We start from the raw sequence: 16557 nt of genomic DNA on the forward strand, positions 1-16557 counted from the left end.
AAAGAAAAAAGTGCTACAAAAATTATTCTCCGGCAATCATCTGATGAAGGGTGAGCTTCAGGCTGTCCAACTGTTCTTTTTTGCTATCGAGTTTGTCGTAAGTGTCTTTGAGAAGAGGATTGTCGCGTTTCGCCGTTCCGAAGAACGAAAGATTATTTTCGAGTTGCACGACTTCGGCTTCCAGATCGGCGATTTGATTTTTAATCTTTCTGGCTTTATCTGTCAACTGGCTTTCGGAAAGGTTTTCTTCTTTCAGATCGAATTCGTTGATCTTGTTGAGTTTTAGTTTTTCTTTGAGTGTTTTATTGAATTCCGTATTGATAGAAAGTTTGTCTTTTGGGACTTTTCCGATGGCATTCCAAGCATTTTTTATGTTTTCGATTTTTTCTACCGTCCCATCTTCGTCGGTCAACGCTTTCAGCTCATCCAGCAATGCCTTTTTGCTTTTGTAATTGTCTTTCCAGTTGTCGCCAGAAACATTGTTTTTTTCTCTGTAATTCTTGAAAAACGTGTTGCAAGCGTCGCGAAACTCATCCCATACTTTGTTGGCCTGGCTTCTAGGAACGTGGCCGATCGTTTTCCAATCTTCTTGAAGTTTTTTGAACAGCGGCACCACGATGTCCCAATCTTCAGAATTCATATTATCCTGAGCGGTTTTTATCAGTGCTTGCTTGGCCTCGAGATTATGAATCTGAGAATCTTTCAAGGTTTTGTAAAAATCGTTTTTTCGGGCGTTAAATTCTCTCAACGCCAGTTTAAAATCTGTCCAGTTTTGATTTGAAATCTTTTTAGGAACCGGTCCCAGTTTTAAAAATTCGGTTCGCAACTCTTCCACTTTTTTGATGGCTTGCTGCCAGTAGCTGTGGGTGGGCGCTTCGGGTGCAGCAAGGGTTTGGAGTTCTTCGATGATTTTATTTTTCTTCTCCAGATTATCCTGTTGATCCGATTCCAAAACAGCAATTAATTCGGATTTTCTCTCGTGGATTTTATTGGAAATTTCTTTAAACTCTTCCCAGGTTTTCTCCCGAAACTCCTCTGCCACGGGCTCCGCTTCCTCTTTCCATAGTTTGTGCAGATATTGCAATTCGTTCAGCGCTTTTTGGACCACTTTTTCATCAAGTAGTTCTTTTGCTCTTTGGATGATGTGCTGTCTTTTTTCCAGATTGTGGGCAAACTCCTGTTCCAAATATTCTTTGTTCATATCCAACATCTCATTGAACATTTTCAGATGGTGGAAATAGTTGTTATTCAGATTTTTGAATTCGGATTTGGCTACTTGACCAGCATTTCCCCAGGCTTCTTTGATTTCTCTAATGGCTTTGAAAAGATTGACGCCAGGTTCTGAATTGGTGTAGAGATTCTTCAATCTTTCGATGATTGCTAATCTTTCTTCCAAATTTTTCTGATAATCTGCCTCTTGAGCCTTGTGAAATTTGTCCTGCTTTTCTTTAAATATATTCACGAGTGCCGATAATTTTGCAGTTTGCGGATGCTGAAATTCAAAATGCTCCTCAACATTGCCCTCTTCGAGGAACTCGTGTTTTTTGCTGTCCACTTCCTCCGCTATTTTCCGATTGGCGTGATCGCGCAGCGCATTGAATTTCTTCGAAAAAGAATGCGAATCTTCCCTGTTGACAATAGATTCCATCTCATCCAAAGTGTCTTTCAAAGATAGATCGGAATGGGTTTCTTCTGCGGTTTCGATTTCCTCCGACCCTGTTTCAGCATCCGATTGAGATTGGGGTTCAGATTCCGACCCGTCGTCTCCGGCAATGGTCGCAGATTCTTCTTCGGCAATATCCGTTTCGGCAAGCGCCGGATTTTCGGCGGATACGTTTGCAAAATTGGTGGCAACGGTTTCAGATTCCGGATTTTCAACTCCTGATATTTCTTCCGGAGCTGATGTTTCGGGCTGATTTTCAGCGGGATCGACTTCCGAATTTAATTTTTCGATTTCAGGATTCTTCTTTTCAATACTCATAACATAGCGAATTAATGGGCGATAACAACTTTTAATTGCACTAAATTAAATGTTTTTTATAGAAAACACCAAATAAGCTTATTAATTTTCCAAAAAATTTGAAATATTTCACAATCCCATCAATTTGAATTTCTAAAAATCATATTTACTTGACAAAGGCTTCGTAATGTCGTATCTTCGCAGTCCTAAAAAATTAACCGCAGGTTTTTTCCTGCTTAAACACAATAAAATCCGTAAATTTTATGAAGACATCCGATTTTAATTTTGATCTGCCTGCCGAATTGCTGGCCGAACATCCATCCGAAAACCGCGACGAAGCCCGATTGATGGTCTTGGACCGAAAAACTGAAACGATAGAGCACCGGCTTTTCAAAGATGTTATCGACTATTTCGAAGAGAAAGATCTTTTCATCTTCAACAACACCAAAGTATTCCCTGCCCGACTGTTTGGAAACAAAGAAAAAACAGGTGCCAAAATCGAAGTTTTCCTGCTTCGGGAATTAGATCCGGAAACCAGAGTGTGGGACGTGCTTGTAGATCCGGCAAGAAAAATAAGAATTGGCAACAAATTATTTTTTACCGAGGATGAATCCTTGGTGGCAGAAGTGATCGACAATACGACATCTCGGGGAAGGACTTTGCGATTCCTGTTCGACGGTTCTTATGAAGAATTCCGTGCAAAACTGACAGAACTTGGCGAGACGCCCTTGCCGAAATACATCAAAAGACCCGTAGAGCCCGAAGATGCGGAGCGCTATCAGACGATCTATGCCAAAGTAGAAGGTGCAGTGGCAGCGCCCACCGCAGGTCTTCATTTCTCAAAACACTTGATGAAGCGCTTGGAAATTAAAGGTATCGAATTTGCGGAGATCACACTCCATATTGGATTGGGAACCTTCAATCCGATAGAAGTCGAAGACCTGTCTAAGCACAAAATGGAGTCTGAGGAAGCCATCATTGATGAAAAAAATGCCGCCATCATCAACAAAGCCGTGGAGGAAGGACGCCGCATCTGCGCGGTAGGCACCACCACGATGAGAGCATTGGAAACATCGGTCTCATCCAACAAAAAGATCTCTGCGTACCGAGGATGGACCAACAAATTCATCTATCCGCCGCACGATTTCGGCGTTGCCAATGCTATGATTACCAATTTCCACACCCCAAAGTCCACTTTATTAATGATGATTGCTGCATTCGCAAACAAGGATTTCATTATGAGAGCTTATGAAGAAGCCATCAAGGAAAAATACAAATTCTACTCTTATGGCGATGCGATGCTGATTCTTTGATGATTGTAATCCTATCTACACCTTTTTTCTTTTTGGCAGTATTATCCAAGCTTTTTTTAAGCACTTTCTATTGGCTCATTTTGTAAGCATCAAGATAGTCTGCAACCCATATTAAACAAAAAAATGCGCAGTTTTAAAGCGCATTTTTTTGATTTTTGAGTATCCTTTTATTTTACATGGATTCCTCCATTACGGCTCTGATGCTTGTTGCATTGCTTTTCAAAAGTCTATAATGCAAATAGAGCGCTTGGAAAAGGGGGTATCGCTTGTAATGCAAATTGTGTTCTTGAGCGAAGAGCCTTATCTCCTCGGTGATTTCGGGATAATATTCGTAGCTGTAATTCGGAAAAAGGTGGTGAGCCACGTGATAGTTGAAATTTCCTAAAACATAGCGTATAAACTGGTTGTGATTGGTAAGATCATTGGTCACTTCGAACTGATGGCGCATCCAGCTGTAGGGCAGATTGCCGTTTTCATCGATCTCGGGAAACTCATTATGCTCTACGGCGTGCAGCGGTAAAAGCACGAACAAGGCAAAACAACTGGCTACGAGCATCTGCAACAGCCAAGCGGTGAGCGCCAACTGCCAAGACACTCCAAAAAAAAGGATGGGAACGAAAATCTGGTAAAAAAAGTAAAATAATTTGTAGGCGATCATACGGATTTTTTCTGACAACGGAATTTTGGCCTGTGTTTTTTGGATGATCCGATTTTTATCGAAGAAATCGCGGAAGTCGCGGACAAACATCCAATTGAACAAATAAAGCGGATAGGCAAGGAAGAAGAATCGATGCTGATACTTTTGCAAACCTTTGGCTTGGCTGTGAGGGTAAACGAGGATTGGGCCGCTTTGTTCGATATCGGTGTCCCAACCATCGACGTTGGGGAAAGAATGGTGGCTCAGGATATGTCGCCTTTCCCAAATATAACTATTGGCTCCCAGAAGGTCAAAGATCTTCAGAAACCACTTGTTGTATTTTTTTGTTTTAAATATGTTGTTGTGTGCTGCTTCGTGAATCAGGTTGAGGTAGATGAGCACAATATTGATCCCCATAAAGATGTAGCACCCGATGTAAAGGCTGCGATTTTCGCTATTGAAAATAGCTACAAAATATGCCAAGAAATATAGCAAAGGTAAAAGAAATGCTTTGAACCGCACGGTTCGATCTCTGCTCTGCCCGATGGATTTTAGTCTTGTGTTGACTCGTTTTCTTAATTCATTGAAGAGGTCTGTTTCCTCGTGATTTTTGTTGTATAAAGGTTTGTTCATAGTGCCAAAAATGCTTTTATTGTAATTAATAGATGCATCAAACTGGTTGGTTACAGAGCAATATTCCGCTGAAGTGTGTTCTCAGATATTAGTTATATTTTTGTGTACTTTCCGGTTTTCTGCACAAATTTTATCGCCGTAAAATGAGCGCCGTAGATAGTACAGCAATTTATAAAAATGAATTCATAAAATTTTGTTTTTTAATTGTTATTGGTTTTAAGTTTTATTTGTTTTTTCGGTTATAAATCAGCAAAGCTGTTTTGGAATCGTGCAGCAGTCGATTGCTGTGATTGGGTCTGAACATTCTTTGAAAATAAGATAAATTCCTGTGGATAATGCAGAGAATGTTCGTGTCATTTCTTTGTACATATTTTTCCAATCCTTTTTCAACATCGATATTGACCTCGATGTCAACGTTGAGACGATCATTGCCCATTTCCTGCAGCCATTTGCTTATTTTGCTCTTGGCAGCTACTGCCATCTTGTCCGATTCTGCCACGTGGACGCAGTTCAAATTGAAATTATATTTTAGCGAGTTCTGATATAATCTCTGAATGATCGGGTACTCGTTGGCGTTGAGCATCACGGCGACGGTAATGGTGTTCATCGCCACAAATACGGCTCGTTCCGGCACTGCCAAAAACGGAATGTCTATAAGATTGATCAGTTGCGCCGTATGCGAACCGAACAACTTCTTATCGATGGTATTGGCTCCCGCAGTCCCCATTACAACTACATCTATGAATTTTTCCGCAATATAATCAGAAGTTGTATCAAGAAATATACCTTTTTCGAAATGAAACTCAACAGGAACATTTAGTTTATTACTTTCCTTTGCTATTTTTTCCAGTTTTCCGGCTTCGATTTCGAATTGTTCCCATTCGTCGTCTTCTAAACTGTCATTAAAGACTTTGGCCAGCGGATGGATATTGGACATTTCGTCGGGGTCTTTAGCTTCTATAATTGGTACGATGTGGAGAATGTGAAGTTCCGCATTTATTTTTTCGGCGAGCGACAATGCATAGATGAAAGCATGCTCTGCAATATCTGAAAAATCGGTTAAAAATAATATTTTCTTCATTGGAGGTTATTTTGGCACATAACGGTAAAACTTTTATAAATGAGACTTTCTAAGATTGAACAATCTGGTAACTCCAAGCCCAAAGACCAGCGTGTCGTACGCTTGATTTTTGACCTCGTATGAAGCGGACAATCCCAGTTCCCAGTCGTGAGGGAGCTCTACCATATACTCCAAGCCAACCAGAAACATCTCTAAATTTTTTTCCTTGCTAAACTCCTCGCCCACGCCAGCCAGCAATCCCAAAGCGTGGATCGGTTTATAAGTCGCTACAGCATTCACAGACAAGGGATATTCTCTCTCGACCAAACTATTGTCCTCTTCTCCGTTTTTTTCTTCGATGACAAAACTTTCAAAAATCAAATCAGAATGTACGCCTATTGCAAACTTATCGGCTATCCAATAATTGACATTCACGCCAAACGCCGCCGCCGAGCTGAATTTGTTTTTTTCTGTGTCCACATTGTGCTTTATGAAGGCATGCCCCATAACGGCAGAGACACCCAATTTTCCTTTGGAGGAAACTTCTGGGTTCGCTGTTTCCTGAGCATTGTAATGACCAACGCCAATCACCGAAAGGAGCAAGCAACTGAATATTTGTTTTATTTGCATATTATTTAATTTTAAATTATTCTGTCTGTTTAGAAAATCTATAACCTCGCACCGTATTACCCCTTACTATTTTTCTTAAAAATACAATCCTGCGGTTGTTCCACTGCCCGTAATGGTGCGTCATTACAAAAATCAATATAGGGACAATGAGCCAGCACAAATATCCCAAAACAATTTTGAAAGAAGCCAGCATCGCATTCATTTGTGTGGACTGATACATGCTCATTCCATCGCTAAAATTGCCCATATCCAGATACATCGAAATATCATTTAGACTTTGCCATTGTCCCTGATAGGCTGCCCAACTTAGAAATGCACTTGCGAAAGCAGTGGCCACAAAAGACCGCATCATCAGCATAATACCTATTATACTGAGCATATCATCTAATTGCAAATTTAAGGTAGCGTAATACCAAATGCCTATGAACAAAATGCCTAATCCCAAACCTTTTAAGAACATTGGAAGATAAAGATATTCTATGTTCATTTGTGGTTGTATCATCAGATAAAGCATTAATGTTTGCACAAAAAAGGCTATAAAACCTAAAACAATGTAATATTTGATAGGCCATTTTTTTTTGAAACCTTGGAAAGCGAGAATGCCTGCTATCACAATTCCTGGAATCATCCAGAGATTTAATCTTGCATTGATGAGGTTGTTGTACGCCAAAACATTGAGTGTATACTGCGTAAAAATACCGGAGGAGGCTAAATAGGCTCCCATCAACAGCAGTAGTAAAAAGGCATGCGATAAATTGACTCTTTGAACAATCAAATCAAAATTAACAAGCTTTCGTTTGAGAAATTTTTGTCTATAAATGGTGGCAACCAGCAGCACAATGCTTGACAACAGTGAGCCGGTAATCAACGGAGAAGTAAACCAACCTTGCTGGCGCATAAAGGTAAGCCCAATGTTTAAGCACATTGCAGAAATGGTTAATAAAAGTACAGATAACCAGTCAATCTGATACAGCGGCACTTTGAACCCGAAACGTTGGTTGTGCTGAAAAATTAATGACAGCGCGGCAATCACCAGCATCACCGACGCCATAATGAAATAAGGCGCTTGCCAACTGCTTTTGAAAATCAGATCGGCCATTAAGAAAGACGAAATCTGCCCCACTCCCAATACCAGAGGGTAAAACATAGAGTAGAGCCTCCCCCTCTCTCCCGAAGGCGATAAAATAAACATCACGGGCAACATCATTTCCATAAAGGCAAACATTTTGAAGAAGCCAATAAGAAAACTTCCGATCACGACTATCAGGATATTATCGGTGGTTCCTATCAGATAACAAAGGCCGGCAAGCACGAGGGTGCAAAACACCATGATTTCTTTGGAACGAAACCTCATTTTGACACGCATAACGATAGTACCGGCAACGCCCATCCCGATAGCGGTGGCATTGTTTGCCAAAGAAATATATTCCGAATAAGTTGCAAACGCACCTGCAATATCGGTCATATTGCTGGTGTAGACGCCATTCATCGCTATTAGCGGAAATAGGAACGTAAGAATCAGCAGCAACATAAGCGGCTTGGGAACCCACGGAGCGAAAGGGCCTTTGATGTACATAATCTTTTAGTTTAAATAATTTTTGATTTCTACTTTATAAATCTATAGCCTCGCACGGAGTTACCTCTTACTATCTTTCTTAAAAACACGATTCTGCGGTTGTTTAATTGGCCGTAACGGTGCGACAATACAAAAATCAATATCGGTACAATGAGCCAACATAAATCTCCCAAAACAATTTTGAAAGAATCCAGCATTGCATTGATTTGCGTTGATGAGTACATACTCAGCCCATCGCTAAAATTGCCCATATCCAGATACATCGAAAGATCGTTCATACTTTGCCATTGTGCCTGATATGCCAGCCAACCAAGAAATGCACTTGCAAAAGCAGTTGCAAAAAAAGTACGGATCATGATCATAATGCCTATGATGGTGCGCATATCATCAATCTGCATATCCAACATGGCATAGTACCAAATGCCAATGTAAAGAGCACCTAATCCCAAGCCTTTTAAAAATATCGGGAAATAGAGATATTCTACGTTCATTTGCGGCTGTATCATCAGATATAGCAATAGCGTATGCACAAAAAAGGCGGTGAAGCCGAAAATTATATAGTATTTTACATTCCATTTTTTTTTGAAACCTTGAAATGCAAGCATTCCGGCTATAATAATTCCCGGAATCATCCACAGATTTAATCCCGCATTAATCAGATTGCTGTATCCCAAAACATTCAGGGTATATTGCGTAAAAATCCTTGATGAAGCCATATAAGCCCCCATTAAAATGAGTAATATCAAAGCATGTCTTAGATTTACTTTTTTTACAATTAATTCAAATTTAATGAGTTTGTGCTTCAGATTCTTCTGCCTGTAAATAATTATTAATAGTAGCACAATACCAATCAAAAGTGAACCGCTGATATACGGCGAAGTGAACCACCCCTGCTGACGCATGAAGGTAAGCCCAACGTCAAAACACATGGCACAAATAGCTAATAACAGCACCGAAAGCCAGTCAATCTGATATAAAGGCACTTTGAAGCTAAACCGCTGATTGTGCTGGAAAATCAAAGACAAGGCAGCGATAAAAAGCATCGATGCGGCCATGATAAAATAAGGCGCTTGCCAACTGCTGTTAAAAATTAAATCGGCCATCAAGAAAGAAGAAAGCTGGCTCGTTCCAATGATCAAAGGGTAAAACATAGAGTAAAGCCTCCCTCTTTCTCCTGTCGGCGATAAGATGAACATCACAGGCAGCATCATTTCCATATAGGCAAACATTTTAAAGAAGCCGATAAAGAAACTTGATACCACAACCACCAATACATTGTCTGTCGTTGCTATCAAGTAAGAAAGACCTGCGAGAACAATGGCACAAATTACCATAATTTCCTTGGATCGAAACCTCATTTTGATACGCATATTGATGGTTCCCGCAACGCCCATTCCTATGGGAGTAGCATTATTTGCCAAGGAAATATATTCCGAATATGTTCCAAAAGCACCCGACATATCGGTCATATTGCTGGTGTAAATACCATTTACCACGATCAATGGCACGAGAAAAATAATAATCAGCAGCAACATGAGTGGCTTTGGAACCCAGGTGGCAAACGGACCTTTAACGTACATGATTTTTTCTTATTTGTATAAACCCTTTATATTATTTTATTTTAAGACAACCTCTACGTTCATCCCCGCGCGAAGCAATTTCAAATCCTCGGGTTTGTTGTTTTTGGTGAATTCTATCCGCACCGGAATGCGCTGCTGCACCTTCACAAAATTTCCGGTGGAATTATCCACAGGAACAGCCGAATATCGTGCTCCTGTAGCTCCTGAGACAGCGGTGACTTTTCCTTCAAATTCTTTGCCGCCCAAGGCGTCCACGGTAATCGTTGCCAAACCGCCAATCTTCACATTCTTCATCTGCTTCTCACGGTAGTTGGCCGTTATCCACACGCTATTGATATCCACAATAGTTGCTATTTGCTGACTGGCATTTAGTAACTGTCCCAGGTTTACCGTTCTTCTGCCCATTATCCCGTCGTGAGGAGCGGTAATGACAGTATAAGAAAGATTTAGTCTTGCCATTGCCAAGGCGCTTTCGGTTCTCTTGATTTCTGCGTCATTCATTCCATATCTTGCTTGAATCTCGTTTACCGAAAGCTCGCTGCTTGTTTTAGAGTTGATGATGGCCTGATACTGCGAAATCTGTGCTTCCAAAGAAGCTTTCTGAACATCATAGTCGGATTTCATCTGGTCGAATTGCTGGCGGGTGACCGCTTCGTCTTTCAGTAGATTTTGATACCGTCTGAAATTCTGCTCAGCATTCCATAATCGTGCTTTTACCGCTTCTATATTAGCTTTTGCTGCTTCAACATTGGATCCCACGGTGTTTACATTATTAGCCGCCGTTTTCACCGAAGTGGACGTGGCATTTCGCGAAGCGAGAGCCGATAAATAGGCAGCTTCGGCCTGTCCCAATTGTGTCTGGATCTCGCGGTCATCTAATATGACTAAGGTATCACCTTTTTTTACATATTGGTGCTCATTAAACCGAATTTCTTTAATATAGGCAGATACTCTTGTATTAATAGGATTAATAAAGGCTTCCACCTGCGCAGCATTCGTATATCGGTCATTTCCAACGTTGAAATAGGATTTGATGACAAAAAATAGAGCAACGAGCACCAATATCAGAATTGCAAAATTAATAATCTGGGCTCTGTTATTGGGCTTCTTTTTATTTTCTTGAGGCTGAGGCGTCCTTGGACTTGCTGCTTGTTCTTCTTGTGGGTTAGTCTGGGTTTCGTTTTCTGTATTGTCCGGCATTTTTTTATCAATTATATTATAAGTTTCCGCTTTCTCTTAACAATTTGTAGTAGGCATATACGATGCTGATCTCCGAGTTGGCAAACTGCAATTCCGCATCAAGCTTGGCATTGCTCGCATCGATGAGATCCAGAAGGATGGCCAACTGGTTGTTGTATTTGCTATTCATAATTCTGTAATTTTCGTCAGCGAGTTCCATATTGGTCTTCAATGTACTGTTTTGCGTGAGCGCTTCATTGTACTTAATGTAAGCCGCATTCACAGACACATCAATATTTTGTTTGATTTCGTTCTCCTGAGCCAATGCCCGGTCTTTTTCAAACTGGATCTGCTTTATCCGCTTGGGTGTCTTGTAGAGCGCATCGAGGTTGAAGTTCAGCGAGAGACCGGCACTCCAACTGTTGAAATACATGTCCAAAGCAGGCGATGCGCTTGTGATGGGTCTTGCCAATCTATTACCTGCGAAGGCGGATAGTGTGGGTACCATTTCGGCTTTCGTTATCTTTTCTGAAAGATCATATAGATCCACAGATTTTTCGGCCATCAGCACTGCAGGATGCTGCTGAACATAACTTTTATATTCATCGAGCAAGGAGGCTTGAGGAATGCTTTGGAGAATACTTTCGTCCGGCAAAATCTCGGCAGTTTCGGGTAATCCTAATGCTACCGTGAGTTGCTTGTTAAGAATCTGGCGATTATTTTCCAAAACCTGTAAAGCGAGCGTGAGATTGGAAATCTGCAACTGCCCTCGGATGACGTCGTTGCGGGTCACCATGCCTTGGTTGTAGAATTTCTTGATATTTTCCAGTCTTTGTTCAGCCAACTTAATATTCTGCTGATAAACTACTTTTTGATTAAGCAGTTTGTATAGGTCAAGATAATATCCCAGCACCAGCAATTTTATTGCCTGCTCGTTGTTCTGATAATTCAGCTCTGCCAGCTCCTCGCGAAGCGACTGACTTCTGATGCTATTTCTCACAGTTCCGCCTTTCCAAATCAGTTCGCTGGCATCCACAGAGAATGTATTGCCAAAATGAGGCATATCTACATTCGTAGAATTGGAAAAATCCTTATCTATGATGAGACCGTCTCCGATATAATATCCCTGAAGACCGGCGGTAATATTGGGAAGTTGGGCAACTTTGGCCACCTCGACGCTTTGTTTTGCGGCAGCAACATCTGCTTTCCATACCTGCAGATTTGGATGATTGGCTCGGGCCAGATCAAACAACTCTGCCACGGAAAGTTTTCTTTGGGAACTGTATTGTGCATCGATATGGCCCATTGCCATCATACACACAGTTAGTAAAAATATTTTTTTCAACTTCATTTTTAAAAATAATTCTCGGTAGAATGTTCTATTCTGAAACAGCGATGATTTTTTTTCCGTAATTGTTTTGTGTGAGCACCATTTTTCTTTAGATAATCTTATGTTATTCTTTATTGGCTGCAGTTCGGCAAGTCATACCTTGCAGCAACTTTTTGAGAACCGCGGTGGTATTGTCCAGATCCTGAGCCGAAATGCTTCCTTGAAATGTTGCATAAACTTCATCCAAAAGAGGAGCGAGTTTCATCTGATACATCCTTCCCTCCTCGGTCAAAGCAATAAGATTATTGCGCCTGTCATGAGGATCTGCATTCCGTTGTACAAGACCTCGGGCAGTCATATTATCGATAATGGATGTGATGCTGGCTTTGTTGCGATTGGTTTTATCTACAATTTCCTGTTGGTTGATTTGATCTTTATTCCACAAAATATACAGAACTTCTATCATCTCTATCGTAACATCTATATTATGACTCTTCATTTTCTTCATGAAGATAATGCGCACTACCTTCCTGATATCGCGTATGGTATCCATCAATCGGGCGATGCTGACTATGTCTTTTTGCTCTTCGATTTCCACGGTGCAAAAGTACAAAAAAAGGTTTAAATTCAAACTATTTATTTTAAAATAATTTGAATTCAAACTTATTTTACAGATTATGTGATATTTAGAACAGGCTTTTTGATTTTGCGGAAGGATTTTGTGCTTCTGTGGCGGGTTTGTGTGTCTTCCAAAACTATCTAAAACCGAATCACATCTTTCACCACGGCTCCGTTTTGTGTCAGCGGAAGGAGTTCCGTTTGTATGAAATCGGTGATTTTTTTATTATCAATATCATTCGGGAAGAGAACGTGAACGTTGGCGCCGGCATCCAAAGTGAAAAACAATGCCAGACCCTTGATTCTCCTGAATTCCCAAATCTTATTAATGACTTGCAAAGTGGCTGTCTGCATCAGGATAAAAGGCGGCTCGCTCATCATCATCAAGGCGTGAAGCGTCAAAGCCTCGTGTTCTACGAGTTTGATGAAACCCTCCATATCGCCTGTGGATAGAATCGTTTTCAGCGTGGCAAAATTTTCGTGCGCTTCCCGGAAACGTCTTTTGGCGTAAGGATTGTTGTTCATCAGGCCGTGGCCAACTGTGGACGAAACGGATTTCGCACCTTCGTGAATCAGCAAAACCCAATCGTTGAAGTTTCTAAAAATCGGATGAACCGCGTCGTTGTTATAAGGAACAGCAAACAGGTTGGAACTGCCTTCCACTTCTTCGGTTTTTCCCCAAACCACAAGGCCTTCGTAGAGACTTCGGCAAGCGCTCCCGCTTCCCAATCTTGCTAAAAAGCTGGCTTTTTGCGTTATGATGGAGGCTGGCGGATTCTCAACTGAAAATATTTGGTCAAGACTCATCAGACATTTTGCAAGGGCGCCAAAACCGGACGCCGAACTTGCAATTCCGGAGCTGTGCGGAAAGGTGTTTTCTGTTTCTATCACGTACCTTCCCTTGAGAATCCAAGGCAAATAGGGTGCGATGTTTTGGAAATATTTTTCAATTTTATTGGCAAATTTCTTTTCTTCATTTCCCGATAAAAAAGTCTGTACAGAAAACGCTTCATCTGCCAAGAAATGCACCGTTGTGTTGGTTTTGCAATGGGTCAAAGTGTAGCTGATGCTGGGATTTGCCGGGATCTGGTTTTCATATTTTCCCCAATATTTGATGAGTGCGATATTGGATGGGCAACGGGCGGAAACGGTTTGATTTGATATATTGAACTGGGAATTTCCCAAAAATTCTTGAGTCATACGTTTGGCTTTTGGATTTCGCAAATTTAAAATAAATTATGGCATTAAAATGGGCTTTAGCCCAAACATCGCAATAGAAAGGCTTTAGCCCGTTTTCTTTCGAAGAACAAAAACAGCTTTCGCCAAATCTTAGATTAACAAATCATTAACCAAATAATTGATAATCAAAATATTATATTTTAAACGCACTTTGGGATGACTTCGCAACATTGAGAAACGGAGAGACAAATTAAGATCAATTTGGAATTGCTTCCAATTCTGTAACTTTTTTAATATTTATGGACTAATTTTGTGGGATTTTAAAAAATCGGCGAACGAAAGACAAAACCTCAACATAGCCCCGATGGTAGCGGCATCCTTTTTTTGCTGTGCATCAATTTTCTTTTGATGACCAATCTTCGTAGCAAAAAAAGATACAGCGGACAGCGGGTTGGGCAATTCAACCAAAGGGGAAATCGTCTTGCTCCTAAATATTAAATTATTCATTTTTATTTAAAAATTATCGATGCTGAAAGCTGAAAATATCACGAAAACCTACAACGCCGGAAAGAAAATTGCGCTTCAGGATTTTTCTCTGGAAGTTCCTACGGCGAGCATTTATGGCCTTTTGGGTCCGAATGGCGCGGGAAAAACATCATTTATCCGCATAATCAATCAGATCACGCAGGCCGACGAGGGCAAGGTTTGGATCGATGGCAAAGAATTGAATCCTGAACACATCCGCAACATCGGTTATATGCCGGAGGAACGTGGACTTTACAAGAATATGACGGTGGGCGACCAGCTTCTGTATTTTGGGGAACTGAAGGGAATGTCCCGAGCGGAAGCGCTTTCGCAAGCCAAATTTTGGTTTGAGCAACTGAATATCGACCAATGGTGGAAGAAAAAACTGAGCGAACTGTCGAAAGGGATGGCGCAGAAAATCCAGTTTGTAGTAACGGTTTTGCACCGCCCGAAATTGCTGATTCTGGATGAGCCTTTTTCGGGTTTCGATCCTGTGAATGCGAATCTCATCAAAGACCAAATCATCCGACTGAAAAACGAAGGAACGACCATTATCCTATCGACGCACCGAATGGAAAGTGTGGAAGAAATGTGCGATTTTGTGGCGCTGATCAACCATTCTAAGAAAGTTTTGGACGGGAAGGTTTTTGATGTTCGCGAGCAGTTTAAGGAGAACGTTTTCTCTGTGGTTTTGTCGGATACGAATGCGGAAAAACTGGAGGAGCTGGCGAGAAAATATCAAATCGAAAATATGACGACCGCCAACGGCTTATTCCAATTTGAACTCAAAAATCCGGAGAATCAAAATATTCTGCTTCAAGACCTTCTGGAAGCCGGAACGATCCGCACGTTCAACGAGAAAATCCCGAGTATGAATGAGGTTTTCATCAATGCTGTGCAGTGACAAATGATGAAAGACAAAAAATAAATCAGTGATCTTGATACTCTGTACATAATACTTTTTACATTGTACATTGTACATTATACTTTTTACAATAAAAAATGAAAAATATATATCTAATTACCAAACGAGAATTTCTGACGCAAGTGAAGAAGAAATCTTTTATTATTCTCACGATCTTGGCGCCGATTCTGATGGTTGGTTTCGGGGTTTTGATCGGTTTTATGTTCAAGGCCAACGAGGCAGAATATCATTTTGAAGTGGTAGATAAAAGCGGACTTTTCGCCGGGCAATTGAAATCGACCAAAGAAATTACCTACACTTTTGTGCCTCCCAATACAGAGAATGCCTTGATTCAAAATCTGAAAAATATGGAAGGGACAGACGGTTTGCTCATCATCCCGGAACTGAAAGACAGGAATTTTGATGCTTTGGAAAACGGAACCAAGCTGCTGACCAACAAGAAAATTGGGATGGATACGAAAAATGCCGTGGCGGCCGACCTAAGTAATATTCTGAAGAAAGAAAAGATCAAACAACTGGGCATCACAGAAGACAAAATCATCAATCTGGATAAGAATTTCCAATTGATTTCTCAAAATGTTGCCGAAAGCGACCGCCCGGAAACCGACCTCGCATTTGGCGTGAAAACCGCGCTGGGTATGGGATTGATGTACGTGGTTTTTATGTTCATCATCATCTATGGCGTGCGGGTGATGCGCAGCGTGCTGGAGGAAAAAAATAACCGCGTCGTGGAAATCATCATCTCCTCGGTGAAGCCGTTTGAGTTGATGATGGGAAAAATTCTAGGTGTCACTTTGGTAGCTTTGACGCAGTTCACCGTTTGGATTGCGATGTCTGTAGCGGCGGCCATTTTCCTGAATGCAGGATTCTCGGCGATGCAAAAAAACGTACCGGCCGGCCAAGAAGAAATGATGAAAAACCTAGACATTCAGCAGTTTGCGACGGAGGTATCGCATCTTCTTTTGGATATGAATTATGCCACCGTCATCGGGGTTTTTGTATTTTTCTTTTTATTTGGTTATATCTTCTACAGCTCGATGTACGCGGCCATTGGCAGCGCTGTGGACAATGAGACCGAGACGCAGCAGTTCACGCTGTTTGCGATCATTCCGCTGACGCTCGGCTTGTACGGAAGTTTCACGATTATGAACAATCCCGACGGACCGCTGGCTTTTTGGCTCTCGATCATTCCTTTCACTTCGCCGGTTGCGATGATTGCGCGGATTCCGTTTGGTGTTCCGCTTTGGGAGATTTTGCTGTCGATTTTTCTTTTGATTGCTTCTACGCTTCTGATGGTTTTCATCGCGTCAAAAATCTACAGGGTTGGGATTTTGATGTATGGCAACAAGGCTACTTTGAAGGAGATTTGGAAGTGGATTAGGAGTTAGGTTTCTTTTTTTAAATATTCACAA

The 16557-nt window shown here is 41.1% G+C and carries 13 protein-coding genes; 3 read left to right on the plus strand and 10 right to left on the minus strand.

The window, feature by feature from the left end; translation table 11 throughout:
• Nucleotides 1-22: 22 nt before the first annotated feature.
• The gene (locus DTW91_RS08765; RefSeq protein ID WP_125203015.1) at nucleotides 23-1981 is read right to left on the minus strand and encodes a DUF349 domain-containing protein; all 1959 of its coding nucleotides are present in this window, start codon (nucleotides 1979-1981) and stop codon (nucleotides 23-25) included.
• Between the two features lie 242 nt (nucleotides 1982-2223).
• On the opposite strand from DTW91_RS08765, the gene queA reads away from it, so the two are divergent.
• A complete protein-coding gene (gene queA / locus DTW91_RS08770; RefSeq protein ID WP_125203016.1) occupies nucleotides 2224-3273 on the plus strand; it encodes a tRNA preQ1(34) S-adenosylmethionine ribosyltransferase-isomerase QueA in 1050 nt (349 codons plus the stop codon).
• Nucleotides 3274-3445: 172 nt separating this feature from the next.
• On the opposite strand, the gene DTW91_RS08775 is transcribed toward queA, so the two are convergent.
• The 9 genes from DTW91_RS08775 to mvaD all read right to left on the minus strand — a co-directional run bounded on the left by DTW91_RS08775 (nucleotide 3446) and on the right by mvaD (nucleotide 13716).
• A complete protein-coding gene (locus tag DTW91_RS08775) occupies nucleotides 3446-4543 on the minus strand; it encodes a fatty acid desaturase family protein (RefSeq protein ID WP_125203017.1) in 1098 nt (365 codons plus the stop codon).
• A gap of 223 nt (nucleotides 4544-4766) precedes the next feature.
• Nucleotides 4767-5624: a universal stress protein gene (locus tag DTW91_RS08780; RefSeq protein WP_125203018.1), complete on the minus strand. Its 858-nt coding sequence runs from the start codon at nucleotides 5622-5624 to the stop codon at nucleotides 4767-4769.
• 33 nt (nucleotides 5625-5657) lie between these two features.
• Nucleotides 5658-6233, minus strand: a complete 576-nt coding sequence (locus DTW91_RS08785) for a hypothetical protein (protein WP_125203019.1) — start codon at nucleotides 6231-6233, stop codon at nucleotides 5658-5660.
• 16 nt (nucleotides 6234-6249) lie between these two features.
• A complete protein-coding gene (locus DTW91_RS08790) occupies nucleotides 6250-7809 on the minus strand; it encodes an MFS transporter (protein WP_125203020.1) in 1560 nt (519 codons plus the stop codon).
• 29 nt (nucleotides 7810-7838) lie between these two features.
• On the minus strand, nucleotides 7839-9389 hold the full coding sequence (locus DTW91_RS08795) for an MFS transporter (RefSeq protein WP_125203021.1): 1551 nt from the start codon (nucleotides 9387-9389) through the stop codon (nucleotides 7839-7841).
• A 36-nt stretch (nucleotides 9390-9425) separates the two neighbouring features.
• Nucleotides 9426-10589 carry an HlyD family secretion protein gene (locus DTW91_RS08800; RefSeq protein WP_125203022.1) on the minus strand — a complete coding sequence of 388 codons (1164 nt, stop codon included), beginning with the start codon at nucleotides 10587-10589 and terminating at the stop codon, nucleotides 9426-9428.
• A 16-nt stretch (nucleotides 10590-10605) separates the two neighbouring features.
• On the minus strand, nucleotides 10606-11919 hold the full coding sequence (locus DTW91_RS08805) for a TolC family protein (protein WP_125203023.1): 1314 nt from the start codon (nucleotides 11917-11919) through the stop codon (nucleotides 10606-10608).
• A gap of 103 nt (nucleotides 11920-12022) precedes the next feature.
• Nucleotides 12023-12496, minus strand: a complete 474-nt coding sequence (locus DTW91_RS08810; protein ID WP_125203024.1) for a MarR family winged helix-turn-helix transcriptional regulator — start codon at nucleotides 12494-12496, stop codon at nucleotides 12023-12025.
• Nucleotides 12497-12657: 161 nt separating this feature from the next.
• A complete protein-coding gene (mvaD, locus tag DTW91_RS08815) occupies nucleotides 12658-13716 on the minus strand; it encodes a diphosphomevalonate decarboxylase (RefSeq protein WP_125203025.1) in 1059 nt (352 codons plus the stop codon).
• 505 nt (nucleotides 13717-14221) lie between these two features.
• Between mvaD and DTW91_RS08820 the strand changes: the two genes are divergently transcribed.
• Nucleotides 14222-15124, plus strand: a complete 903-nt coding sequence (locus DTW91_RS08820; protein WP_125203026.1) for an ABC transporter ATP-binding protein — start codon at nucleotides 14222-14224, stop codon at nucleotides 15122-15124.
• A gap of 98 nt (nucleotides 15125-15222) precedes the next feature.
• Nucleotides 15223-16533, plus strand: coding sequence for an ABC transporter permease (locus tag DTW91_RS08825; RefSeq protein WP_125203027.1), 1311 nt, complete (start codon nucleotides 15223-15225; stop codon nucleotides 16531-16533).
• Nucleotides 16534-16557: the final 24 nt, after the last annotated feature.

It is taken from the genome of Chryseobacterium sp. SC28 (genome assembly GCF_003932955.1).
Lineage (GTDB): Bacteria > Bacteroidota > Bacteroidia > Flavobacteriales > Weeksellaceae > Epilithonimonas.

What these genes read in the sequence shown, in the direction of transcription:
- DTW91_RS08765 (WP_125203015.1), bottom strand. Translation starts at nt 1,981, where the DNA reads ATGAGTATTGAAAAGAAGAATCCTGAAATCGAAAAATTAAATTCGGAA.
- queA (WP_125203016.1), top strand. Translation starts at nt 2,224, where the DNA reads ATGAAGACATCCGATTTTAATTTTGATCTGCCTGCCGAATTGCTGGCC.
- DTW91_RS08775 (WP_125203017.1), bottom strand. Translation starts at nt 4,543, where the DNA reads ATGAACAAACCTTTATACAACAAAAATCACGAGGAAACAGACCTCTTC.
- DTW91_RS08780 (WP_125203018.1), bottom strand. Translation starts at nt 5,624, where the DNA reads ATGAAGAAAATATTATTTTTAACCGATTTTTCAGATATTGCAGAGCAT.
- DTW91_RS08785 (WP_125203019.1), bottom strand. Translation starts at nt 6,233, where the DNA reads ATGCAAATAAAACAAATATTCAGTTGCTTGCTCCTTTCGGTGATTGGC.
- DTW91_RS08790 (WP_125203020.1), bottom strand. Translation starts at nt 7,809, where the DNA reads ATGTACATCAAAGGCCCTTTCGCTCCGTGGGTTCCCAAGCCGCTTATG.
- DTW91_RS08795 (WP_125203021.1), bottom strand. Translation starts at nt 9,389, where the DNA reads ATGTACGTTAAAGGTCCGTTTGCCACCTGGGTTCCAAAGCCACTCATG.
- DTW91_RS08800 (WP_125203022.1), bottom strand. Translation starts at nt 10,589, where the DNA reads ATGCCGGACAATACAGAAAACGAAACCCAGACTAACCCACAAGAAGAA.
- DTW91_RS08805 (WP_125203023.1), bottom strand. Translation starts at nt 11,919, where the DNA reads ATGAAGTTGAAAAAAATATTTTTACTAACTGTGTGTATGATGGCAATG.
- mvaD (WP_125203025.1), bottom strand. Translation starts at nt 13,716, where the DNA reads ATGACTCAAGAATTTTTGGGAAATTCCCAGTTCAATATATCAAATCAA.
- DTW91_RS08820 (WP_125203026.1), top strand. Translation starts at nt 14,222, where the DNA reads ATGCTGAAAGCTGAAAATATCACGAAAACCTACAACGCCGGAAAGAAA.
- DTW91_RS08825 (WP_125203027.1), top strand. Translation starts at nt 15,223, where the DNA reads ATGAAAAATATATATCTAATTACCAAACGAGAATTTCTGACGCAAGTG.